Annotated in this window: 15 protein-coding genes and 1 tRNA gene; 12 read left to right on the top strand and 4 right to left on the bottom strand. The window is 64.8% G+C overall.

Annotated features, from left to right (window positions below; translation table 11 throughout):
* Positions 1-45 precede the first annotated feature (45 nt).
* The 12 genes from BKK81_RS05305 to BKK81_RS05250 all read left to right on the top strand — a co-directional run bounded on the left by BKK81_RS05305 (position 46) and on the right by BKK81_RS05250 (position 12719).
* Positions 46-774, top strand: coding sequence for a response regulator (locus tag BKK81_RS05305; RefSeq protein WP_071011178.1), 729 nt, complete (start codon positions 46-48; stop codon positions 772-774).
* 49 nt (positions 775-823) lie between these two features.
* Positions 824-2401, top strand: a complete 1578-nt coding sequence (locus tag BKK81_RS05300) for a sensor histidine kinase (protein WP_071011176.1) — start codon at positions 824-826, stop codon at positions 2399-2401.
* Between the two features lie 2 nt (positions 2402-2403).
* The gene (locus tag BKK81_RS05295; protein WP_071011175.1) at positions 2404-2706 is read left to right on the top strand and encodes a DUF4212 domain-containing protein; all 303 of its coding nucleotides are present in this window, start codon (positions 2404-2406) and stop codon (positions 2704-2706) included.
* 274 nt (positions 2707-2980) lie between these two features.
* A complete protein-coding gene (locus BKK81_RS05290) occupies positions 2981-4681 on the top strand; it encodes an MFS transporter (protein ID WP_071011173.1) in 1701 nt (566 codons plus the stop codon).
* A 153-nt stretch (positions 4682-4834) separates the two neighbouring features.
* Positions 4835-4911, top strand: a tRNA-Met gene (locus tag BKK81_RS05285).
* Positions 4912-5425: 514 nt separating this feature from the next.
* The gene (locus BKK81_RS05280; RefSeq protein ID WP_071011171.1) at positions 5426-5800 is read left to right on the top strand and encodes a type IV pilin protein; all 375 of its coding nucleotides are present in this window, start codon (positions 5426-5428) and stop codon (positions 5798-5800) included.
* A 3-nt stretch (positions 5801-5803) separates the two neighbouring features.
* On the top strand, positions 5804-6301 hold the full coding sequence (locus tag BKK81_RS05275) for a GspH/FimT family pseudopilin (protein ID WP_071011169.1): 498 nt from the start codon (positions 5804-5806) through the stop codon (positions 6299-6301).
* Entirely contained in the window at positions 6298-6888 is a 591-nt protein-coding gene (locus BKK81_RS05270; protein ID WP_071011167.1) for a type IV pilus modification PilV family protein, read from the top strand. The genes BKK81_RS05275 and BKK81_RS05270 overlap by 4 nt, the downstream gene beginning before the upstream one ends.
* Complete coding sequence (locus BKK81_RS05265; protein WP_071011166.1) at positions 6885-7925, top strand: PilW family protein; 1041 nt, start codon at positions 6885-6887, stop codon at positions 7923-7925. The genes BKK81_RS05270 and BKK81_RS05265 overlap by 4 nt, the downstream gene beginning before the upstream one ends.
* Positions 7926-7928: 3 nt before the next feature.
* Complete coding sequence (locus tag BKK81_RS05260; RefSeq protein WP_071011164.1) at positions 7929-8480, top strand: pilus assembly PilX family protein; 552 nt, start codon at positions 7929-7931, stop codon at positions 8478-8480.
* Positions 8481-8545: 65 nt separating this feature from the next.
* A complete protein-coding gene (locus BKK81_RS05255) occupies positions 8546-11785 on the top strand; it encodes a pilus assembly protein (RefSeq protein WP_071016078.1) in 3240 nt (1079 codons plus the stop codon).
* Positions 11786-12014: 229 nt separating this feature from the next.
* Positions 12015-12719 carry a dienelactone hydrolase family protein gene (locus tag BKK81_RS05250; protein ID WP_071011162.1) on the top strand — a complete coding sequence of 235 codons (705 nt, stop codon included), beginning with the start codon at positions 12015-12017 and terminating at the stop codon, positions 12717-12719.
* A 118-nt stretch (positions 12720-12837) separates the two neighbouring features.
* On the opposite strand, the gene BKK81_RS05245 is transcribed toward BKK81_RS05250, so the two are convergent.
* The 4 genes from BKK81_RS05245 to BKK81_RS05230 all read right to left on the bottom strand — a co-directional run bounded on the left by BKK81_RS05245 (position 12838) and on the right by BKK81_RS05230 (position 25012).
* Positions 12838-14256 (bottom strand): HlyD family type I secretion periplasmic adaptor subunit, encoded by a 1419-nt coding sequence (locus BKK81_RS05245; RefSeq protein WP_071011160.1) that lies wholly within the window; start codon positions 14254-14256, stop codon positions 12838-12840.
* Positions 14253-16430: a type I secretion system permease/ATPase gene (locus BKK81_RS05240; protein WP_071011159.1), complete on the bottom strand. Its 2178-nt coding sequence runs from the start codon at positions 16428-16430 to the stop codon at positions 14253-14255. The genes BKK81_RS05245 and BKK81_RS05240 overlap by 4 nt, the downstream gene beginning before the upstream one ends.
* Positions 16431-16550: 120 nt before the next feature.
* Positions 16551-20750, bottom strand: coding sequence for a calcium-binding protein (locus BKK81_RS36825; RefSeq protein ID WP_071011157.1), 4200 nt, complete (start codon positions 20748-20750; stop codon positions 16551-16553).
* Between the two features lie 2300 nt (positions 20751-23050).
* Positions 23051-25012 carry a putative Ig domain-containing protein gene (locus BKK81_RS05230; RefSeq protein ID WP_083383942.1) on the bottom strand — a complete coding sequence of 654 codons (1962 nt, stop codon included), beginning with the start codon at positions 25010-25012 and terminating at the stop codon, positions 23051-23053.
* Positions 25013-25255 lie beyond the last annotated feature (243 nt).

Genomic DNA, 25255 nt, shown 5'->3' with positions numbered 1-25255 from the left:
AAAAAGTAAAGGCGCCCGGGCCTGGCCAGGGAGGAGACACTGACTATGCGCATTCTCATCGCCGAAGATGACGACGTGCTGGCTGACGGACTGACGCGCTCGCTGCGCCAGTCGGGCTATGCCGTCGACCATGTCGCCAGCGGACTGGAAGCCGATTCGGCGCTGTCCACCCAGAGCTTCGACCTGCTCATCCTCGACCTGGGCCTGCCGCGCATGTCCGGCCTGGAAGTGCTCAAGCGGCTGCGCGCGCGCGGCGCCATGCTGCCGGTGCTGATCCTGACCGCCGCCGACAGCGTCGACGAGCGGGTCAAGGGGCTGGACCTGGGCGCCGACGACTACATGGCCAAACCCTTCGCCCTGACCGAACTGGAGGCGCGCGTGCGGGCCCTGGTGCGGCGCGGCGCCGGCGGCGGCGGCACCCTGGTCCGCCACGGCCCGCTGGCCTTCGACCAGGTCGGCCGCGTGGCCTACCTGAACGAGCAGATGCTGGAGCTGTCGGCACGCGAACTCGGCCTGCTCGAGATCCTGCTGAGCCGCACCGGCCGCCTGGTGTCCAAGGAGCAGCTGGTCGACCATCTGTGCGAATGGGGCGAGGAAGTCAGCAACAACGCCATCGAGGTGTATGTGCACCGGCTGCGCAAGAAGATCGAGGTGGGCGGCATCCGCATCGCCACCGTGCGCGGGCTCGGCTACTGCCTGGACAAGTTCCAGGCCGCGCCGCTACCGGAGGACGCGGCCGGCGCGGCCGGCGCCTCGACCACCGTGCACGCCTGAGGACCGCGCTGGTGCCCTCCCCCGTCCAGGCCGGCTGCCCGCACGCGACATGACCCTGCTCAGACTGCCCTGGCGGCGTGGACACGCGCGGCAGGCCCGCCGCACCGCCGCCAGCCCGCCGCCGGCCGCGGCGGATAGCGCGGCCCTGCCCGACGACGTCGCCCTGGCCGACGCCCTGCCGCACCTGGAGGACGATGCCCGCCAGCCGGCGGCGCGCTCCCTGTTCGGCGAGATCCTCGACTGGATGCTGGCGCCGCTGCTGCTGCTGTGGCCGATGAGCATCGCCGTGACCTACCTGGTCGCCAAGTCCATCGCCAACGGCCCTTACGACCGCTCGCTCGAAGCCAGCGCCATCGTGCTGTCGCAGCAGGTGCGCGAGGTGAACGGCCGCGTCACGCTGCAGTTGCCGCTGTCCGCGCGCGAGATCCTGCGTGCCGACGAAACCGACAATATCTATTACCAGGTGGTCGGCACGCGCGGCGAGTACATCGCCGGCGACCGCGACCTGCCGCTGCCGAACGAGGACGAACAGGGCCACGCCGGCCTGGTCTCGCTGCGCGACGACCGCGTCAAGGGCAACGATGTGCGCGTGGCCTACACCTATGTGGAACTGCGCAACGTGTCCGGCGAGCAGCCGGTGCTGGTGCAGGTGGCCGAGACGCTGGACAAGCGCGCCCGCCTGGCCAACGAGATCATCAAGGGCGTGATCCTGCCGCAGTTCGTCATCCTGCCGCTGGCGGTGGTGCTGGTGTGGTTCGGCCTGACGCGCGGGCTGGCCCCGCTCAACGCCATCCAGCAGCGCATCCGCGCGCGCAATCCCGGCGACACCAGCCCCATCGAGGAGGGGACGGCGCCGCAGGAGATCACGCCGCTGGTGTCCTCCTTCAATGAACTGCTGGCGCGCCTCGACCAGTCGGTGCAGACGCAGAAGCGCTTCATCGCCGACGCCGCCCACCAGATGAAGACGCCGCTGGCCGGCCTGCGCATGCAGGCCGAGCTGGCCCAGCGCGAGCAATCGCCGGAGGAGTTGCGCCGCTCGCTGGCGCAGATCGCCGGCAGTTCGGAGCGCACTGCCCACCTGGTCACCCAGCTGCTGTCGCTGGCACGCATGGAGAACCTGGCCAGCAGCGCCGGCATGGCGCCGCTGGACCTGGCCGCGCTGGCGCGCGAGGTGGTCAAGGACTGGCTGCCGCGTGCGTGGGAACGGCAGATCGACCTGGGCCTGGATGCCGACGACCATCCGGTCATGGTGCAAGGCAACCGGCTGATGCTGACCGAGATGCTGAACAACCTGATCGACAATGCCATCCGCTACACCCCGCCCGGCGGCCACGCCACCGTGCGGGTCAGCGCCGACCCCTTCGAACCCTTCGCCTACCTCGACGTGGAAGATACCGGCCCGGGCATCCCCGTGGCCGAGCGCGAGCGCGTGATGGAGCGCTTCTACCGCGTGCTCGGCACCAATACCGAGGGCAGCGGGCTGGGCCTGCCCATCGTGCGCGAGATCGTGCAGCAGCACGGCGGCGAGATCCGCATCCTCGACCATGTCTACCAGCAGGAGCCGCGCCGCGCCGGCGCCCGCCTGCACATCACGCTGCGGCGGCCGGCCGAAGACGCGGAGCACTGAGCATGGCAGGCCATCGCGACACCCCGGACGAACGGCGCGCCTGGTACCGCAATGTGCGCTGGATCGGCGCGCTGCTGGGCGTGTGGTTCGTCGTCACCTTCGTGGTGAGCTGGTTCGCGCGCGAACTGCGCTTCGACTTCTTCGGCTGGCCCTTCTCCTTCTGGGTCAGCGCCCAGGGCGCCCTGATCGTCTACGTGCTGATGGCAGCCATCTACGCCTGGCGCATGAACCGCGCCGACGATGCAGAGGCCGCCGCAGCCGCGGCGCAAGCGGCACCCGAGAACTGGCGCGACGATGCTGCGTAGCGGCATCCCCTGCATCGCGCCAGCCGTCTTTTCCTCCCGTTTTCCAAGCTCTCTTCCTTGCGCGGCGCAGCAGGCGGAGGCCTTGCGCAGGCCTGCTTCCGGCCTAGCGTATACCCCGACGAAACTCCCCATTTCCGATGGGAATCTGTCAGAACTCAGTAAGTTTCGCCTCCCACAATCCAAGCAACTTCGGCAGGCCGGGAGCCTCCGCAAGTGCTCGCGCAGTGTCGCCCCCGGCCCGCACGGAGACCTTACGACAATCGAAGGAGACATCATGGCCAATGCGCAGCACGTTGCGATGCCGGGGGGCGGCACTCAGAACGCACCCATGACGAGGGAGGAGAGGAAGGTCATCCTGGCCTCCTCGCTCGGCACGGTGTTCGAGTGGTACGACTTCTACCTGTACGGCTCGCTGGCGGCGATCATCGCCAAGCAGTTCTTCGCCGGCCTGGACCCGACCTCCGCCTTCATCTTCGCCCTGCTCGCCTTCGCCGCCGGCTTCATCGTGCGTCCCTTCGGCGCGCTGGTGTTCGGCCGGCTGGGCGACATGATCGGCCGCAAGTACACCTTCCTGGTGACCATCCTGATCATGGGCATGTCGACCTTCATCGTCGGCCTGCTGCCCGGCTTCGCCACCATCGGCTGGGCCGCGCCGGTGATCCTGATCGCGCTGCGCATGCTGCAGGGCCTGGCGCTCGGCGGCGAGTACGGCGGCGCGGCCACCTACGTGGCCGAGCACGCGCCGCACGGCAAGCGCGGCTCCTATACGGCGTGGATCCAGACCACCGCCACGCTGGGCTTGTTCCTGTCGCTGCTGGTGATCCTGCTGTGCCGCGAGCTGACCGGCCCGGCCTTCGACACCTGGGGCTGGCGCATCCCCTTCCTGGTCTCCATCCTGCTGCTGGGGATGTCGGTCTACATCCGCCTGTCGATGAGCGAATCGCCCGCCTTCCAGAAGATGAAGGCCGAGGGCAAGACCTCCAAGGCGCCGCTGACCGAGTCCTTCGCCCAATGGCGCAACCTGAAGATCGTGATCGTGGCGCTGCTCGGCCTGACCGCCGGCCAGGCCGTGGTCTGGTACACCGGCCAGTTCTATTCCCTGTTCTTCCTCACCCAGGTCCTGAAGGTCGACGCCAAGACCGCCAACCTGCTGATCGCCGGCGCCCTGCTGATCGGCACGCCCTTCTTCATCTTCTTCGGCTCGCTGTCGGACAAGATCGGCCGCAAGTGGATCATCATGGCGGGCTGCGCGCTGGCCGTGCTGACCTACTTCCCGATCTTCAAGGCGATCACGCACTACGCCAACCCGGCGCTGGAGCGCGCCCAGCAGTCCGCGCAGATCGTCGTCACCGCCGACCCGGCGCAGTGCTCCTTCCAGGGCAGCCCGATCGCCCGCGAGATCGACTTCCGCAGCTCCTGCGACATCGTCAAGCGCACCCTGGCCCAGGCCAGCGCCAGCTACGAGGTGGTCAGCGCCCCGGCCGGCACGGTGGCCTCGGTGAAGATCGGCGACAAGGAGATCCCCGCCTTCAACGCCGGCCTGACCGAAGACCGCCACAGCTTCAGCGAAGACAGCAAGAAGCAGATCGCCGGCTTCAAGAAGTCGGTCGGCGAAGCAATGAGCGCCGCCGGCTACCCGAGCAAGGCGGATCCCGCCCAGATGAACACCATCATGGTGCTGGTGCTGCTGGTCATCCTGGTGATCTACGTGACCATGGTCTACGGGCCGATCGCCGCCATGCTGGTGGAGATGTTCCCGACCCGGATCCGCTACACCTCGATGTCGCTGCCCTACCACATCGGCAACGGCTGGTTCGGCGGCCTGCTGCCCACCATCTCCTTCGCGCTGGTGGCGCAGAACGGCAACATCTACTACGGCCTCTGGTACCCGATCATCATCGCCGCCGTCACCTTCGTGATCGGTGCCCTGTTCGTCCGCGAAACCAAGGACGTCAACATCTACGCCCACGACTGAGCCCCGCGGCCCCCGACACCCCCGCCGCGCGCGAACGGGGGCGCCGGAGGCGGCCGGCGGCCCCGGCCACCCCGGCGGAAAAACGCCTAGGAAAAATCTTTGCACAAAGGTGTTGACAGGCTCTGAAGTCCACGTATAATTGCGGTCTTCAACGGCGAATTAGCTCAGTCGGTTAGAGCGACGGAATCATAATCCGCAGGTCCGGGGTTCGAGTCCCTGATTCGCCACCAAATATGAAACCCCGGTAGATCCACGATCTACCGGGGTTTTTCATTTTTCACTAGGGGCTCCGCCGGTTTTTTGCGCGGGCCCCTTTGCGTTTCTTCCCGGGCGCCGCTCCGCGGCATTCACCGCCCCTCAGTCCAAACGAACCCGAACGAACCCGGACGGCCCCCGATCGAAGGTGGCCGCGAGCACGGCGGCAAGGAGCCACGCCCCCCCCCTTCGGTCCCTGCCAGTTGAATCCATACAACGCGCACACCCATCTTGCGGTTCGACTTTGACCACCACGAGGTTCCCGTCTACACTCGCTGCAACTACAAGCGGGCTTGCATGACAAGCCCGCGATAGATTTTCGGGTCAAGGAGCGCGAGCATGGGCCAAAGAAGCCCGGCAGTGCCACAGCGATGGGATGACTGTCGCTTTTATCGGGAAACATGGGTCAAAGCCGCACGCCTCCCAGGCGTCGCGCGATGGCGCTATGGCCTGCCGCGCAAGCAGCCGGGATTCACCCTCATTGAGTTGATGGTGACGGTTGCCATCGTCGGCATTCTCGCCGCTGTGGCGTACCCTTCGTATATCCAGTACGTTGTGCACTCCAATCGCGCAGCGGCGGAGTCGTTCCTGCTAGAGGTTTCCGCCACGCAGGAGCGCTACCTGCTGGACAACCGCGCCTATGGCACCAGCCTGGCCGCACTGGGCTACTCCGCCCTGCCCTCGAGCATTGCCGCCAGCTACCAGGTCAGCGTCTCGGCAAATGCCGGCCCGCCGCCCACGTACACGCTGACGGCCACACCGATCGGCGCCCAGTCCAGCCACGACACGCGCTGCGGTACGCTTTCCCTGTCCAACGCAGGCGTCAAGTCCGCCTCCGGACCGGCGTCCGATTGCTGGCAGTAGGCCATGACGCATCGGACCCATCGCCTCGCCGAGCGGACCCGCCGCCCTGCCAAGCCGGCGGGCTTCACCCTCATCGAGCTGCTGGTGACGCTGTCCGTGCTGGCCATCCTCGCGTCCATGGCCGCGCCATCCTTTGCCAGCTTCGTTGCCACGCAGCGCATAAAGAATGCCTCGCTCGATCTCGCGGCCGCGCTCACGCTCGCGCGCAGCGAAGCGGTAACGCGCAATACGAGCGTTTCGGTGAATGCATCCAGCAGCTGGAGCGGCGGCTGGGCGGTGACGGCAGGCACGACGCAGGTGCGCAGCTTCGGCCCCTACCAGGGCATCGCCATCTCCACGACCAGCGGCACGTCCCTGGCCATGGGCAACGACGGCCGTCCCGTCGCCGGCGGAACCAGCTTCCAGCTTTCCACGGCCGCCCCCGCGCAGAGCACGACCGTGCTCTGCGTCGTACTGAGCGGCACCGGGCGCGTCTCGGTCGTCAATGGAGCTTGCGCATGAGGGCCATCCCTTCCCACCGAGGACGACCCCGACCAGGCAGGCCGGCGCGCGGTTTCGCGCTGATCGAGATCCTCGTTTCGGTCGTGATCCTGCTGGTGGCCCTGCTCGGTGCCGCCGGGCTGCTGGCCCGCTCGAATCAGATGGAAATGGAGACCTACCAGCGTGTCCAGGCCCTGACGCTGCTGCAGGACATGGCGGCACGGCTGAACGCCAATCGCCAGGTCGCCCCTTGCTACGCGGCGGGATCCCCGATGACGGTGCTGGGCAGCGGCTCGACCTCGGTACCGGCCTGCGCGCTGGGCAACGCCGCCCAGCAGGCGCTGACGACGGCGGACCTCACCGCCTGGAACACCGCCCTGCTCGGCAGCGCCGAGACCAGCGGCGGGAAATCCCTCGGTGCCATGATCGGTGCGCTGGGCTGCATCGAATCCGTCGACCCGGTCAACCAGGTCTACCGCATCTCGGTCGCCTGGCAAGGCCTGGCCAAGACCGTGGCGCCCGCGCTGCCGTGCGGCAGCGGCAGCTTCGGCGATGACACCACGCGCCGCGTCGTCAGCATCCAGGTCCGGATCGCCACCTTGTCATGAACCGCCTCCGCCTCCACCGCCCCTCGCAGCGAGGATGGACGCTGGTCGAGCTGATGATCGGCATCACGATCGGGATGCTCATGCTCATCGCCCTCGGCAGCCTCTACTTCTCGACCACGCAGTCGCGCTCCCTGCTGGCGTCCGTCTCCGACCAGATCGAGAGCGCGCGCTATGCGCTCGACATGATCGGGCACGAAACCGAACTGGCGGGCTTCTATGGCGAGACCGGCCAGGCCAGAAGCGCGACGGTATCGATGCCGTCGCTGTGCGCCACCACCAGTACCGCGCTCGGCTTCGCCAACAGCCCGGTGACCATGCCGGTGCCCATCCAGGGATTCGCGGCCGGCACGGTCGCCTCCTGCCTGCCGAACCTCAGCGCACAATCGGAGATCCTGGCGATCCGCCGTGTCTCGACCACCAGCGCCGCGGCCGCAACGGCGTCGGCCACCACGGGCCAGGCCTACCTGCAGAACTCCGCCTGCGGCAGCGACCCGGTTCCCTTCGTCTTCGACACCAGCGCGGCGGCCTTCACCCTGCAGACCAAGGCCTGCACCTCGAGCGCGCTCGCGCCGCTGCGCGCAGCCGTGGTCCGCATCTTCTATCTCGCCGCTTGCGACAACTGCGCCGGCAGCGGCGACGGGATCCCCACACTGAAGATGGCCGAACTCATCAACGGCGCCTTCCAGGTCAACTCCATCGCGCAGGGCATCCAGGATATGCACTTTTCCTTCGGCGTCGACCAGGACAACAACGGCTCCGCCGACTGCTACGTCGACAATCCCGGCATCGACAACAGCGGCGCCTGCACGAGCGTCACCGGCTATTCGTGGGCTACGCCGTCGGCCAACTGGCATAACGTGACGTCCGTGCGCATCAGCCTGCTGGCGCGCACCACCACCCGCGCCAACGGCTGGACCGACACGCGCCAGTACGACCTCGGGCGGAGCAGCCCGAGCGGGCCGTTCAACGATGGCTACAAGCGCCATGTCTACGCGCAGGTTGCCCGGCTGGCCAACGTAGCCGGCCCGAGGGAGTAGGCCATGCCATCGCTGCGACAGCACAAGCAGGCGCGCGAGCAGGGCATGACGCTCGTCGTCACGCTGATCTTCATGGTCATCTTCCTCCTGCTGGTGATCTCCCTGATCCATTCCAGCGTGGTCAACGTGAAGGTGGCCGGCAACCAGCAGCACACAGTGGAAGCCCGCAGCGCGGCGCAGCAGGCCATCGAACAGACCATCAGCCAGGACTTCACCGCCAACCCGGCCGCGGCGGCCTCCAGCGTGGCGGTCGACGTGAACGGCGACGGCACCGCGGACTACGTGGCGCAGGCCTCGGCGCCTGTGTGCACCAGCAGCCAGCCGATCAAGGACACCGACCTCGATACGACCAATGCCGACGACGTGTCCTGCTACCTCGGCAATGGCAACCAGAACACCGGCATCCTGACCTCGACCGCCAGCGGCGGCAATTCCCTGTGCAATTCCACCCAGTGGGACGTGCAGGCGAGCGTCAACGACAGCACGACCGGCGCCAACGTGACCTTGCACCAGGGCGTTGCCGTACGCGTGCCGGTCGGCACCACATGCCCATGATCCATCGCCGCGCCGGCCTGCGATCCGGCGCGCCCACCGACTCCCGCTGCCTGCCCTCTGCCGCCATGCGCCATCTCTTCCTCATCGCCTTCCGGCTGGCCGCCATCGCCGCACTCGCCTTCTCGGCGGCCTCGCCCGCCCATGCCGACGACATCGACCTGTACACCGGGCTGCAGACCGGCGCGGGGCAGCCGAACATCCTGCTGGTGATGGACAATGCCGCCGCCTGGGACGCCTCCGTGACCATCCCGAGCAGCGCAGGGTGCCCGAGCTGGACCCCGTCCAGCGCCAAGGATGCCGACTTCATGGCCTGCGCGCTGTACAACGCGCTCGGCGCGATCGGCTCCAACCCGGCCCTGCTCGGCAAGATCCGCCTCGGGCTGATGATGTTCGCACCGGCCAGCACGGGTGGCGGCCTGTTCTACTATCCGAACCCGTCGCCAGTGCCGCCCGGCCCCCTGCCGGTGATGGACAGTACGGCCATCGCCAACTTCCAGACACTGGTACGCAACAACATCAACGTGACTGCCAAGGCCAGCAAGAACCTGCTGGACGAGTCCATGGCCGAAGCCTGGGCCTACTTCACGGGCGGCACCGGCATCTCCGGCACCAAGTACACCTCGCCGCTGACGGACCATTGCCAGAAGACCTTCATCATCTATATCGCCGGGTCGTTCAACAACAACGCCCCCAAGACCGCCAACGGCACACCGCCCGCGCTCGCAGCGCTGCAGACGGCCGGCGCCACCTCGGCACAGCAGGCGCAGCTCGTCCTGCCGTCCAACGCCAACAAGTACCAGCAGGACTGGGGCGACGAGTGGGCGCGCTTCATGTACCAGAGCGACCTGTCCGGCGGTGCCAACACAGCCTACAAGCAGAATGTCGTCACCTACACCATCGACGTGACCGATGGCAGCAATCCGTCCTACGACGCGCTGGTCAAGAGCATGTCCAGCAACGGCGGCGGTTCCAACTTCACGGTGAGCGTGGGCGACGCCAAGGCCCTGCAGAACGCCTTGATGAGCATCTTCAATGAAGTGCAGGCCGTCAACAGCGTGTTCGCCTCGGTGAGCCTGCCGGCCTCCGTCAACGCCCAGGGGCAGTTCCTGAACCAGGTCTACGTCGGCATGTTCCGCCCCGATGCCAGCGCGGCACCGCGCTGGCTGGGCAACCTCAAGCAGTACCAGATCGGCTACGACGCCAACGGCAACATCGTGCTGCAGGACGCCAAGGGGCAGAAGGCCATCAGCAACGCCTCCACCGGATTCATCTCGCCCAACGCGGTCAGCTTCTGGACCGCCGACCCGCCCCCGACATACGGTGCCAGCGGCTACGGCACGGGTTCGGTGGCCAACTGGCCGGCGCAGGGCTATTGGCAGAACAGCCCGTCGAGCGCCGGCTGGAAACTGGATCTCCCCGACGGCGAGATCGTCGAGAAAGGCGGCGCCGGGGAAATGCTGCGCGCCACCAACCTGACCAGCCAGCAAGGGCGCACGCTGCTGACCTGCAACGCCAGCTGCCAGGCCAGCACCGCCTTCACCTCCTTCGACACCAGCAACAGCTGGCTGACCGGTTCGGCGGGACTGGCCGCCATCAATGCCGGCGAAGCCGGCGTGCCGACCATCACCAGCACGGAGCTGCCCAAGCTGATCGCCTGGATGCGCGGACAGGACACCAAGGCGGCCGACTCCACCAGCATCGCCGGCAAGGAAGCAGAAGCCGGACCCGGCTCGCCGGTCACCGTGCGCAGCTCGATCCACGCGGACGTGCTGCACTCGCGCCCCGCGGTGGTCAACTATGGCAGCACCGGCGTGGTCGTGTACTACGGCACCAACGACGGCGTGTTCCACGCCATCAACGGTAACCAGAGCGCGGGTATCAACGGGGTGCGGCCCGGCGGCGAGCTATGGGGCTTCGTGGCGCCCGACTTCTTCGGCAAGCTAGGCCGCCTCTACGTCAACTCCCCGGAAATCCAGCTGTCCACGACCCCCGGCGGAATCACGCCCACGCCCCTGCCGCGCGACTACTTCTTCGACGGCAGCACGGCGGTGATGCAGGACCTGCGCAATCCGTCCAGCCCCCGCGTGGTCATCTACCTGACCGCCCGGCGCGGCGGCCGCTTCCTCTACGCCATCGACGTCACCAACCCGCTCAGCCCCAGCTTCCTATGGCGGCACAGCTACGCGGACCTGCCCGAACTCGGCCAGACCTGGTCGCAGCCGCGCGTGCTGCGCGTGCGCGGCTACGCGAACCCGCTGGTGATCATGGGGGCGGGCTACGATTCGACGGAAGACAGCGATCCCTACAACGCGAACGCCAGCACCGGCGGCGACACCATGGGGCGCGGCCTGTTCGCCTTCGATGCGGTCAGCGGCAGTCTCGTCTGGAGCGCGCTGCCGGACTGCACCGGCATGAGCGGCGCCTGCGTCAAGGTGGCCGGGCTCACGCGCGCCATTCCCTCGGACGTTACCCTGCTCGACCGCAACGGCGACGGCTATAGCGAGCGCCTCTACGTCGGCGACCTCGGCGGCAACCTGTGGCGGGCCGACTTCGAGGCTGCGGCCGGCAATGCACCGGCCAACTGGACCATGACCAAGCTGGCCGCGCTGGGCGGCTCGGCCGGCAGCAACAACGCGCGCAAGTTCTTCTATCCGCCCGACGTGGTATCCACCGCGGGCTACGATGCCGTCATGATCGGCTCCGGCGACCGCGAACATCCGCTCTATTCGACCTCGCCCACCCCGGGCCTCGCCTACAACGTGGTCAACCGGCTCTATATGATCAAGGACAGCAATATCTCCGGCATGCCGTTCGCCTGGACGCCAATCACGGAGGCCGGCCTGTCCGACATCACGACCAGCACCCAGCCCTACAGCGGCGCCGGCTCCGGCTTCTACATTACGCTCACCAATCCCGGCGAAAAAGCCGTCAACGCGGCGCTGACCGTCGCCGGCTACACCACCATCGGCACCAACACGCCGACGGTGCCGAGCCCCAACCAGTGCTTCCCCAACCTGGGCGCGGCCCGGACCTATTCCTTCAACTTCGTCACCGGCGCGGGACAGAACACCGCGCGCTCGATCGTGCTCGACGGTGGCGGCTTCCCCCCCTCGGCCGTGTTCGGCATCGTGCCGGTAACCAATGGCAGCAGCACCACGCTGGTGCCGGTCGTGATCGGCGGCGGCAGCCAGACCGCCACCGGAGGCGGCGATGCCACCTCGCCGATCGGCGTGCAGCAGGTGAAGATCGCCGGCGCCGGCAAGCGCAAGCGCGTCTACTGGTACCCGGAAAGCGACCGCCATTGACATGGCGCCGGGCGCGCGGGCGGCTGGCTCAGTGTTGTAGCGGGCGCCGGCCGGCTCGTCCGCCGCCCCTTCACCGCCTCCTGCGCCGCGACCGGCCACGCCGTGGCACGATGGGCATTACAATCGCCCGGGAACCGGTGGCCGCCACATCCGCCACCGCCGCGCTTCCCCGGCCCGCGCCAAGGCGCGGCCTCCGCCCCAACGCTCCCACAGCCACAGGAGACCATCCATGACGCAAGCAAACGGCACCACGATCACGTTCCAGCGCCCCGACGGCAAAGAACTCCAGGGCTACCTGGCCACCCCGGAAAAGACCGAAGGCGCGCCCGCGGTGGTCGTCATCCAGGAATGGTGGGGCCTGAACGACCAGATCCGCGGCGTCGCCGACCGGCTCGCGCGCTGCGGCTACCTCGCGCTGGTGCCCGACCTGTACCGCGGCAAGTCGACCGTCGAGGCCGAAGAAGCCCACCACCTGATGAGCGGGCTCGACTTCGGCGATGCCGCCTCGCAAGACATCGCCGGCGCCGTGCAATACCTGAAGACCCGCGCCAGCCGCGTCGCCATCACCGGCTTCTGCATGGGCGGCGCCCTGACCCTGCTGGCACTGGGCCAGAACCCCGACCTCGCCGCCGGCGTGGCATGGTACGGCCTGCCGCCGCTCGAATACATCGACCCCGCCAGGATCCGCGTGCCGCTGATGGGCCACTGGGCCACCCAGGACACCTTCTTCACCCCGGAATCGGTCGACGCGCTGGAAGCCAAGCTCAGCGAAGCCAAGGTCGACTTCACCTTCCACCGCTACCTGGCCCACCACGCCTTCGCCAACGAGACCGCCGTCGGCCCCGGCCGCCTGCCGGCGACGCAGTTCGACCCGGTTTGGGCGGAAATGGCCTGGGACCGTACGTTGACGTTCCTGGCGCGTACGCTTTACTAAGGCTCTACCAAGCGGCATCTACGCCGCGTCGCTGCCGCGCTCCTGCTCGGGGCGGGCAGCGCCACATCCACCCAAAGGGCACAGCACCGCTCGCCAGGGAAGCGGTGCCCCGCCCCCCTCAACGCTCACGCAAGCTCTCCTGCCGGTAGGTCATCAGCGGGCTCAGGAAGTACTCGATCACGCGCCGCTTGCCGGTCTTGACCTCGACCGCCACCGACATGCCTGGCGACAGGCCTACCTCGGTGCCGTCCACCTGCATGGTGCTGCGGTCGAGGCGGATCCGGCTCGAGTAGATCCAACCGCGTTTCTCGTCGAACTGAGCATCGTGCGACACCGAGGCCACGCTCGCAGGCACCGTGCCATAACGGGTGTACTGGAAGGTCTCGATCTTGGCCTCTGCCTCCTGGCCTGCGCGCACGAAACCGATGTCCTTGTTTTCGACGAAGGCTTCGACCTCCAGCGCATCATCCTTGGGCACGATGACCATCAAGGGCTGTGCCGGCGTGACGACACCGCCGACGGTATGCACAGCCAGTTGCTGCACCGTTCCGCCCACCGGTGCCACCAGCCGCATCAGCCGCGCACGCGTTTCGGCCTTATGCCATTCCTGCGCCAGTGCGGCCGCCTTCTGCTGGCCGTCGGCCAGCGACTCCAGCGCGGACCGGCGAGTCTCTGCCGACAAGGCCGTGCGCTGCTCCTGCGCCTCGCGCAGCGAGGCGGCGAGTTCCCGCAGGCGGCTGCGCTGAGCGGCAAGGTCGGCCTCCTGCTCGATGCGTACCTGCTCGCGCTCCAGATAGCCGTGCTGCGACACGAACTTGCGCTCGACCAGCGTCTTGTAGTCATCGGCGCGTTGCCGGGCGATCACCGCTGTCCGTGACAGCTTGTCCACTTGCGCCTGCGTCGAACGGATCTCCGCCTCGCTGCGCGCCATCGCAGCATCGAGCCGTGCCAGCCTCGCGCGGTACTCCTGGTATTGCCCCTCCAGCAGACGCTGGGCTTCGGCCCGTTTGCCGACATCCGTCCCGTCGCCCGCCAGCAAGGGAACCTTGCCGCCGGCCAGCGCCTGCATCAGTGCTTCCGCCCGCTCGACTTGCAACCGCGCCACCTGCAGGTCTCCCGCAAGGCGCTCCCTGTCCGCCTGAGCGGCAGTGGCATCCAGTTCAAGCAACAGGTCGCCCGCCCTGACCACCTGCCCGTCAGTCACATGAATCGCCTTGACGGCCGCCGTCTCCAGCGGCTGAATCACCTTGGTGCGGTGGCTGGGCACGATCTTGCCCTGCGCAACGGCCACTACGTCGATCCTGCCGAAGATGGACCAGAGCAAAGCGAGCAGCGCGAAAGTCATCAACAGCCACATTGCCACGCGCGGCGCTGGCGACACAGGCGCCTCCTGCAGCGACAAGGCAGCCGGGAGAAACGCTGCCTCGGCTGCTGTGTAGCCGACCCCGTCCAATTCTTCCCTCCGCTGCCACGCGGCGGAGAAGACGCCCGTGTAACGCCGCAGCAGGTCCTTCACGGCCAGCGTCCAGAGCTTCATGCTGCCTCCGCTCCCTGCTGCAGCCGATACAGATAGGCATAGAGACCGTCCGGACGCTGCAACAGCGCCTGGTGGTTGCCCGCCTCCACGATCTGGCCGCGCTCCATCACCACGATACGGTCGGCATCGCGTACCGCTGACAGGCGATGAGCGATGATCAGGACGGTACGCCCCTGGCAGATCGCCTTCATGTTCTGCTGGATCATCCGCTCCGATTCGTAGTCCAGGGCGCTGGTCGCCTCGTCGAAGATCAGGATGCGCGGATCGGACATCAGCGCGCGCGCGATCGCGATGCGCTGGCGCTGTCCGCCGGAGAGGGTCGAGCCGTGTTCGCCGACCATGGTGTCATAACCCTCCGGCAACTCACTGACGAAGTCGTGCGCGCCGGCGAGCCGCGCCGCACGCATCACAGCCTCCAGCGGCGCGCCAGGATCGGTCAGAGCGATGTTGTCGCGGATCGAGCGGTTGAACAGCACGCTCTCCTGCAGCACCACGCCGATCTGTCGGCGCAGCGACGAGGCATCGGCCAGACCCAGGTCGACACCGTCCACCAGCACCCGCCCGCGCTCCGGCACGTGGAGGCGCTGCAGCAGTCGCGTCAGCGTGCTCTTGCCGGAGCCGGAGCGGCCCACGATGCCGATCACCTCTCCCGGACGTATCGACAGGGAAACCCCGCGCAGGACCTCCTGCGCCTCCGGACGGTAGCGGAACACGATATCGTCGAATTCGATGTGTCCGTTCAGACGTGGCAGCGCGCTACGGCTCCCGCCGGACTCCGGCCGTGTATTGAGGATATCGCCGAGCCGCTGCACCGACAGCCCGGTCTGCTGGAACTCGGTCCACAGCTGCGCCAGCCGCATCACCGGCTGCGCGACATGGCCTGCCAGCATATTGAAGGCCACCAGCTGACCGACCGTGAGACTGCCGTCGATGACCAGTCGGGCACCGAAGTACATGGTGGCCACCGTGACGATCTTGCCGATCAACGTAACGCCGCTGCCGGCAAGCGTGCCGATGGTCGCGGTGCGGAAGCTTGCCGTCACATAGCCCGCGAGCTGCTTGTCCCAATTGCGTGTCCACTGCGGCTCCACCGCCATCGCTTTCACGGTGTCGATACCGCTCACGGTCTCGACCAGGAAGGACTGGTTCTCCGCGCCACGGTTGAACTTCTCCTGCAGTCGTGCCCGCAGCAAAGGCGTAAAGGCCAGCGACACGAAGACATAGCATGGCAAGGAGACCACGACGATCAGCGTCAGCCAGCCGCTGTAGTAGCACATCACTGCCAGGAACGCGACGGAGAACACCAGGTCAAGCACCACGGTCACCGCGTTTCCCGTCAGGAAGCCGCGGATATTCTCCAGCTCGCGCACGCGCGCCACCGAATCGCCGACGCGCCGCGCCTGGAAGTAGGACAGCGGTAACGACAGAAGATGGCGAAATAACTGCGCTCCCAGCTCCACGTCGATGCGGCTGGTGGTATGTGCGAAAACGTAGCTGCGCAGCCCGCTCAGCATTACCTCGAACAGGCTCACCACCAGCAATCCGACCGCAATGACATCGAGTGTCGTGAAGCCGCGATGTACCAGCACCTTGTCCATCACCACCTGGAAGAACAAGGGTGTCACCAGGGCGAACAGTTGCAAGACGAAGGAAACCAGCAGCACCTCGCCCAGCAGGCGGCGGTACTTGACAATGGCCGGGATGAACCAGGTGAAGTCGAACTTCCCCAGCTCGCCCGCCAGCGATGCCCGGGATGCCAGCAGGATCAGATCGCCTGCCCAGCGCTGCAGGAAAACATCGAGCGGCTCCACATTCGGCCGTTCGGCAGCAGGGTCCTGCAACAGCACCCGTCCGCCGGCAGTATCGACCTGGGCCAGCACGACAAAGCGTCCATCGGCAAGCAAGGCAATGGCTGGCAGCGACGCTTGAGCAAGCCGTGCCGGCACAGGCTGCGTGCATCGGGCGCGCAGGCCGAGGCGCTTGGCGGCGAGCAGCAGATCCTGTTTGGAAAATGCCTGCCCGTCGGCGCGGAACTCATGAGCAAGCTGGTCCGGCTGGGCAGCAAGACCATGGAAACGTGCGAGCATCACAAGGCAGTGCAGGCCGGAATCCAACGCAGCAGATTCCGGTGGCGGAGACGCAACGTCGCCGCCGTTGTCATCGGTTCGAGACATCGGGCCAAGGGGAAATACAATGACGAAGACATGGCGCCGCCCGCGCGGGGCGGCGCCTTCTCGAGCGGATAGGAGGTGAGGAGAGATAGGGCAAGACGTGCCCGCCCCCTCCCGCAGGTCCTACTTCCAGTTCGCGGCCAGCACCGGCGCGAGCGCGCTGCGATAGTCCGCGGGCAACGAAGTCTGCCCCGACGCTGGCGGCGCAAAGGCAGCCATGGCATCCACCAGCTTGTCGACGTTGTTGTCGGCAAGCTCCTTGCCATTCTGCAGGCGGAAGCGGTCCACGTGATACGACGAACCGCTGTACCAGCTTCGGATCGTCAACGAGTCACCTGTGCCGAGCAGCGTAAGCCGCAAGTCACCGTCCTTCTTTTCCAGCCAGATCTGGTCGGCCGCGATATTCGCGCCGAAGTGGACCTGATCGTCGGAGCCCGTGACAGGATCGTAGTTGTAGATCGTATCCTTGCCAGACCCGCGTCCGAACAGATAGGTATCCGACCCACCCCGGCCTTCGAGCCAGTCGTCGCCCGCGCCACCGTCGATCACGTCATTGCGGCCCGATCCCACGATGGTGTCGTTGCCCGCGCCGCCCTTGAGCGTCCGCGCCAGCACCGTATCGAAGGTCCACACCGTGCCGTCGGCAAAGCGCAGCTCTTCGATCATGTAGGGGCTCTCGCCGTCCTGGTAGAAGTAGTTGCGGATGCGCAGCGTATTGCCCGAGCCCGACAGCGTCAGCAGCAGGTCGTCACCCGTGCCGTCTCGGCGGATCGTCACATCGCCGGGGCGCACGTCCGCATCGAACCGCACCACATCCTTGTTCGGGCTGCTGTCCCACGACTCGCTGATCGTGTCATTGCCCGAGCGGCGCCCGAACAGATAGGTATCCGAGCCCTTGCGCCCATCCAGCCAGTCATCACCCGCACCACCGTCGATCACGTCATCGCGGCCCGAACCCACGATGGTGTCGTTGCCCGAGCCGCCCTTGAGCGTCCGCGCCAGCACCGTATCGAAGGTCCACACCGTGCCGTCGGCAAAGCGCAGCTCCTCGATCATGTAGGGGCTCTCGCCGTCCTGGTAGAAGTAGTTGCGGATGCGCAGCGTATTGCCCGAGCCCGACAGCGTCAGCAGCAGGTCGTCACCCGTGCCGTCTCGGCGGATCGTCACATCGCCGGGGCGCACGTCCGCATCGAACCGCACCACATCCTTGTTCGGGCTGCTGTCCCACGACTCGCTGATCGTGTCATTGCCCGAGCGGCGCCCGAACAGATAGGTATCCGAGCCCTTGCGCCCATCCAGCCAGTCATCACCCGCACCACCGTCGATCACGTCATTGCGGCCCGAACCCACGATGGTGTCGTTGCCCGAGCCGCCCTTGAGCGTCCGCGCCAGCACCGTATCGAAGGTCCACACCGTGCCGTCGGCAAAGCGCAGCTCCTCGATCATGTAGGGGCTCTCGCCGTCCTGGTAGAAGTAGTTGCGGATGCGCAGCGTATTGCCCGAGCCCGACAGCGTCAGCAGCAGGTCGTCACCCGTGCCGTCTCGGCGGATCGTCACATCGCCGGGGCGCACGTCCGCATCGAACCGCACCACATCCTTGTTCGGGCTGCTGTCCCACGACTCGCTGATCGTGTCATTGCCCGAGCGGCGCCCGAACAGATAGGTATCCGAGCCCTTGCGCCCATCCAGCCAGTCATCACCCGCACCACCGTCGATCACGTCATCGCGGCCCGATCCCACAATGGTGTCGTTGCCCGCGCCGCCCTTGAGCGTCCGCGCCAGCACCGTATCGAAGGTCCACACCGTGCCGTCGGCAAAGCGCAGCTCCTCGATCATGTAGGGGCTCTCGCCGTCCTGGTAGAAGTAGTTGCGGATGCGCAGCGTATTGCCCGAGCCCGACAGTGTCAGCAGCAGGTCGTCACCCGTGCCGTCTCGGCGGATCGTCACATCGCCGGGGCGCACGTCCGCATCGAACCGCACCACATCCTTGTTCGGGCTGCTGTCCCACGACTCGCTGATCGTGTCATTGCCCGAGCGGCGCCCGAACAGATAGGTATCCGAGCCCTTGCGCCCATCCAGCCAGTCATCACCCGCACCACCGTCGATCACGTCATCGCGGCCCGATCCCACAATGGTGTCGTTGCCCGCGCCGCCCTTGAGCGTCCGCGCCAGCACCGTATCGAAGGTCCACACCGTGCCGTCGGCAAAGCGCAGCTCCTCGATCATGTAGGGACTCTCGCCGTCCTGGTAGAAGTAGTTGCGGATGCGCAGCGTATTGCCCGAGCCCGACAGTGTCAGCAGCAGGTCGTCACCCGTGCCGTCTCGGCGGATCGTCACATCGCCGGGGCGCACGTCCGCATCGAACCGCACCACATCCTTGTTCGGGCTGCTGTCCCACGACTCGCTGATCGTGTCATTGCCCGAGCGGCGTCCGAACAGATAGGTATCCGAGCCACCCCGGCCATCGAGCCAGTCATCGCCTGCACCACCGTCGATCACGTCATTGCGGCCCGATCCCACGATGGTGTCGTTGCCCGAGCCGCCCTTGAGCGTCCGCGCCAGCACCGTATCGAAGGTCCACACCGTGCCGTCGGCAAAGCGCAGTTCCTCGATCATGTAGGCGCTCTTGCCGTCCTGGTAGAAGTAGTCGCAGATGCGCAGCGTGTTACCCGAGCCCGACAGCGTCAGCAGCAGGTCATTACCGGTGCCATCCCGTCGGATCGTCACATCGCCTGGGCGCACGTCCGCATCGAACTGCACGACATCGGTGTTGCTGTCGTAGTCGGCCGACTCGCTGATCGTATCGTTGCCCGAGCGGCGTCCGAACAGATAGGTATCCGAGCCACTTCCCCCATCGAGGCGATCGTCGCCTGCACCACCATCGAGCACGTCATTTCCAGCGCCACCGGACAGGGTATCGTCACCATCGCCGCCATAGAGATAGTCGTCGCCACGCCCCCCCGAGAGCAGGTCCCTTTTCCCGGACCCCAGCAGCACGTCGGCGCCGCCGCTGCCATCGACCGCCCCCTCACCGGCATAGATGCCGGCTTGCATCAAGGCCTGTGCCAAGCCCGCCCCGGAAGACTGCTGGATGCGGGCGCGCAGCGCAGCCGCGATGTCATAGCCTTGCTGCTTCCACCCTGCGCCGAAATGCCGCGTCAGTTCCGCCATCAAAGTCAGCGTCTCCGACAGACCAACAGTCTGTTGCGCCTGGCCGATCCGGGCCTCCAGCCCGCTGAAATCGGCTATGGGCTGGCCTTCGGCACCGGCACGATACCGCACGGACTCGAGGTAAGGGCGCCAGCGGGTCTGTATCGCCACGGCCTTGTACACACTGTCAGTCAGTGTGTCCCACGCACGGGCTACGATCTGAGCGCGCTCACCAGTCAGGATCACCGATCCGCTGCCATTGGCGCCCAACAACGTTCCGCCCATCTTCTCCAGGATCGCAACACGGGTCAGCCAATCGGCGTCATTCGAGGCCCCCCGGAATGAACGCTGCCCCGTCGCCACCAGGCTCTGCGTCGTCTGCATTGAAGAAGTCCCTGCCCAAGCCTTCAACAACGACTCGATCAAGGTCTTCTGCTCGGTGGCGGTCTTCGCCTCTGCCACCTGCTTCAGCACCCCCCGCAGGGCCTCCCCTTCCGGGGTCGCCATGCTGGCAGCCTGCCAGAGCGCGCGGACATTGCCGGAACCTTCCACATAAGGCAAGGCGATCACATCGTCGCGCAGCGGGATCTGATCAGGGAACTGCTGCTTCAGCGTGTCCTCCGTGAACCAGACATCGGCCATCTGCCGCTCGACCACCTTGCCATCGACCACCTGCTTGAAGCTGCCTGTCCCATCCACGACATTCCCGTTGGGCAGCGTATAGCGCTGTCCGTCGCGACCGACATTGAACGAGACGATGCCAAGCGCATCCAGCGTCAGCAGTTCTCCCTTGCCGGTCAAGCCGTCGCCGTCGCCATCCCGCCACACACGCAGCGAGGCCCAGGATTCGTCGCGCTTGTCGAGCACGCCATCCCCGTTGCTATCCAGATCGCGCAGCACGGCAAAGCCATCCGCTGCCGTCCGTCCGCCGGAGATCGGCGTGAAATTGCTGAACAACTCGGCGCCTGACTCGATCTTGCCGTTGCGGTTGCGGTCGATTACCAGCAGGCCATCGCCACGGCTCAGCCAGCCGCTTTTGGTCTTGATGCCGTCGCCGTCGTAGTCGAAATAGACAGCGTCGGCACTTCGTGCGCCCACAGTCTGGATGCCGTTGCCGTCGAGATCAAGGATGAGCGGGTCGACCAACCCCAAAGCGGCAAACAGGTCATCCATGAACTTCCCGACACCTCCAAATATGTCCTTAATCCACTTAGCAAAATCGCCAACTGTAGCCTGATTATTCGTCCAAGTCATGGTTAATCCGGCCACAGCAACCGTAAATCCCGCAACCGCCAAAGGCACCCCTCCGGCCACGGCAGATGCTATTGCCAAGACGTTGCCAATTAGCGATACAACATCCGCCATCTTAACATCGGCACCTTGATCCCCATTAGCAGCCGATTTAACGGCAGTAACTACTATCCCAGTGCCGTTTATAACAGCTCCCGCCACAGGATTTAAACCAGACGTAACACTCAAAGCCGCAGCACCAAGACTATAAGTGGCAGCAATTTTATCACCCACGCCAGCCGAATTAATATTCTGGATAACGGAATCCACCACTTGCACGTTAGTAGCACCGACATCCAAGACCATCGTAAAGACCTGACCAACCCCATTCGCCGCGGACATTTCACCCTCCAAAGAACAAGAAACCGTACAGAATAAGACCAATCAACCCAATCCCAGCAGCCAGATTCCTCCAAATGAAGTAAAGTCTACCTACACCCGTGTCCCGCACAAAATCCCTAATCTCTTTTTCCGACATCCTATCAACATCGCGAAATTTCTTTATTTTGATTTTTTCAACAAGAAAAAGCAGCTGAAGAATTGCCAAAATAAGCGGAATAAAATATATACTTTTCACATCAGCCCCAAAAGAGAAAAAATCACCAACAAATCACATTGATTCGCAAAAATCCAATAATATGAATTTACGCAACCAGCATTTGCAATGGCACCCCCATATAATGACTTCAGCTCTATCAGTCGGGACGAATAGATCCGGCAGCAACCTTTGTCCCCAGCCTCAAGGCAACACCGTGAATCAAGTAAGGGTTGCACTTGAGGCTAGAGACCAAGCACTCAAAATTCTCCTCGCACAAGCTTGACATTGCAAATCAAAAATAAATAACCCCCCACAATACAACCAGTCACCCGCCTTTAATTCTCAACAAAACAAATGCAAACAACCAATATATCGACATCACCACAGGCAAAAATAGTACAAATTGCGCCGAGATCATAAAAATAAAATAAAAAATATCTATCGATCCGAGAGCATCTCGCAATGTCACTGCCTCGGATAAATTTGTCCTTTTTATTGGAAGGAGACACATAGGCAGAGATACTGCACCTAATATTGTGAGTGACCCTCCACGGATCGCCCCCCCGCCAACACATGCGTCATGCGTCCATTCTTTTTTACCCTCATTGGCCAACCCGTCCTCGCCCCCCCTGCAAGCCTTGCCCCCTCTGCTCTTAGATTGGCCGCCCTAACAAAATTGAATACAGTGAATTGGCTAAGCCATCTAACCTCATTGGGGGTTACCATCGGCCTCCCATCGCGCCACTCGACCTGCCAGAATCGCTTAGCAAAGACAGCAGAACATTGCAGGGCAATGGTTAAGAATATCAATGGCGATGCGGCGGGAACCTCTCTTGAGCCACCACCAAAGAACGTGAGATAGCCCGTATACAAAAAAGAGGCCAGCAGCCCCATTATTGTCAATCTATTAATCACACCACCTCACCACCAATAGCTTTCGAAAGGCGAATATAATTCGCACCAAAATACAACCAATACCCATCCCTGAAATTAACCTGGAGATATGAATAACATCCCAATTCAAGTAGCAGAATCAACACACAGCAACAATCCCCATAAATTTTTTAACCCAGCATTGAAATGCTCACCCGGCAAGATGCAAAATTAACAAGAGATGCCATCTCACCGAAATAAGACGCGTCTGCTTTTTATTCAACTTTTTTTAAATCAGATATAAAAGTCACTATCATCTGAGCGAGCTCGTGAGTCGACCAGCAAGGCTGGCGAGTCCCACGAACGCATCTCCGGTAGAGAGCCCCCGCATTTCAGCGCCCAGCAGGCCCGATTTGACGACCGCAGAAAGGCGTCCTCGTCCACGCAAAGGGACTTTCGAGACAGACTTCGAAGAGACTCCGGGTACAGGGGATGACAGTCGAAATCCTTTGACACCAGAGCTGATCGCCCGGTCGCATTACAGGTGGGAGAATGCAAGAACGCACTGTCGTCGAGCGATCGACTCAACCACCCGCTCCTGTGCCCCGGCCAGTTGAGCCAGCGCTTGGCCATCGCGACATGGCGTGCCAGGAAGACCAGATGGCGGCGATTGGTTTGGCTGGTATCCCCCGCCAGGACGCGTCAGCGCAAAACCGAAGTCACGAGCGGACACCCGATGCCACACGATGTCCGCTCGCGAAGACCATCTGGATCAGCGGTAGATCTCCGCAGACGATGTCCACGCCCCGCCGACGACGAGGACTCCCCCGTCGGTCAGCAATACCGCTGCATGCTGCGAGCGATTGACCGCCATGCTGCTGGCCTGGATCCATGTTGCCGAATCAGGCTCATACAAGAAGGCGGAGTTGTCGTCACGGGCAAGAAGACTCAGTACCGAGCGCCTACCGCCCGCAATCAGGACGTTGCCGTTCGGCAGCAACACGGCGGCATGTTCGCCAACGGGATCGGGCAGCGTTCCGCCGCTCACCCACTGGCCTGAGGCGGGGTCATACAACTCGCTCTGCGTGCCACCGTTGCCGACGATCAGGACCTTTCCATTCGGCAGCAATGTCGCGGTATGCATGGAATGCTCTGCCGTCGGGCCCGCTGTCTTGGTCCAGGTATCAGTTGCCGGATCGTAGAGCCTGGCATTCGCGCCAAGCATGACCAGTACCCTGCCATCGGGCAGGAGCGTGGCGGTGTGCTTCCTGTGGGACCGGTAGCCGGGATCCGCCTGATCGATGGCCGCTGCCTGGGACCAGGTGCCCGTGGTGGGATCATAGAGTTCGGCCATGGTCACGTTGCCGTCGCCTTCGCCGTTCAGCTTATCGACGTTCCCGATGACGAGTACCTTGCCGTTGGGCAGCAGCGTTGCTGTATGGGGCTCGTAGATCTTGTTGCCGGTGATGGTGTTGAAGGTGCCGGTGCCCGGATCGTAGAGCGTGGCCGAGGGGCCTATCCATCCGCCAACAAGCAGCACAAGGCCATTCGGCAGAAGCGTCGCAGTGTGATGGGTCCGCATGGTTGCCACTTCACCGGCCGACGTCCATTGTCGCGTTGCCGGATCGTACACGTCGGCCGTATTGATAAGACTCTGCGGTGGAAATATCCCCGCCTGATGGCCTGCACGCGTCGATCCAGGTCCGGGAACGGACACAACGCCGCCGACCACCAGGACTTTGCCATCGGGCAGCAGTGTGGCAGTCGTCCGTTGAGGGCCCTGGAGCCGACTGCCGGCCGTCTCCCACCTGCCGGTGGCGGCAACGGCAATCCGCACCGTTGCCGAGACGCTACCGGCGGCGTTCTTGCCCAGCACTGTATGGACAGACTCCCCCTGCGCCCGCGCGGGGGTGCCGCTGATGACACCGGTCGATGGATGAAGACTGAGGCCGGCTGGCAGCGCAGGGGTCACCGAGTACGCGGTAATCTTGCCCCCTGTGCTCTGCGGCACATTCTCGGCGATGGCCTGCCCCTGGCTGTAGACGACCGAAGCGGCTCCGTACTGCAGCGATACCGGCGCCACCACGCGCTCGCTCACTTCGATGCGCAGGCTCACGGACACGCTGCCTTTGGCGTTGCTGCCTGTGACGACGTAGGACACAGGCGCGGCCGCCGCCCGGGGGGTGCCGCTGATGACGCCGGTGCCACGATGGAGCGCCAGCCCGGCGGGCAGCGCGGGGCTGATCTCGTAAGACGTGATTTCGCCACCAAGATTGCGCGGCGCGTTGGGCGGAATGCTGGTGCCCGCCTCGTACACGACCGATTCGTCCTGATAGCGGAGCTGCTCCGGCGCAACGGCTTCTGCCTTGACCTCGATCTGCACGCGCGCGGTGGCACTGCCTGCCGGATTGGTCGCCGTCACGGTGTAGTGAGCCGCAGCGGTCACCGCCGACGGCACACCCGTGATGAAGCCGGACTGCGGATCGATCTCAAGCCCCGCCGGCAAGGCCGGCGCGACGCTGTAGCGCATGGGGCGGCTGCCGGCAACGTTCGGACGATTCGCCGCGATGGCCTGGTTCTGCACGTAGACGATGCTGGCGTCGGAGTAGGCTAGGCCGGCCGGTGCATGGAGGGAGGATTGGGTGTCGAGGGACGGGCTGCCTCCGTCTCCGCCGCCACAACCGCCGAGGATGGCGGCCGCAAGCAGCAGGCTTGCACAGGAGTTCTTTCGCATGGTTGTCTCAAGAGCTTTGTTTCACATGCGTCCTCGCGGGGCATAGCCGGTCACGACACGACGCAGTTGGGAAATGCGCAATGCATCCATTCTTTCTGAACCCTTCTTCACCCTCCCATTGCCCTATCCTCCACAGGCCACTCCCCCTCTTCCTGAGAGGCACTGTGTCGAATGATCAGATGCGACGGAAACAGCGGAATGTGTCTTACCTCCTCCTGCGAACGCGAAGTCCGCGTAACTACC

This window comes from Cupriavidus sp. USMAHM13 (assembly GCF_001854285.1).
GTDB lineage: Bacteria > Pseudomonadota > Gammaproteobacteria > Burkholderiales > Burkholderiaceae > Cupriavidus > Cupriavidus malaysiensis.
The sequence above is the reverse complement of the archived record's forward strand: the minus strand, read 5'-3'. Positions and strand labels throughout refer to the sequence as shown.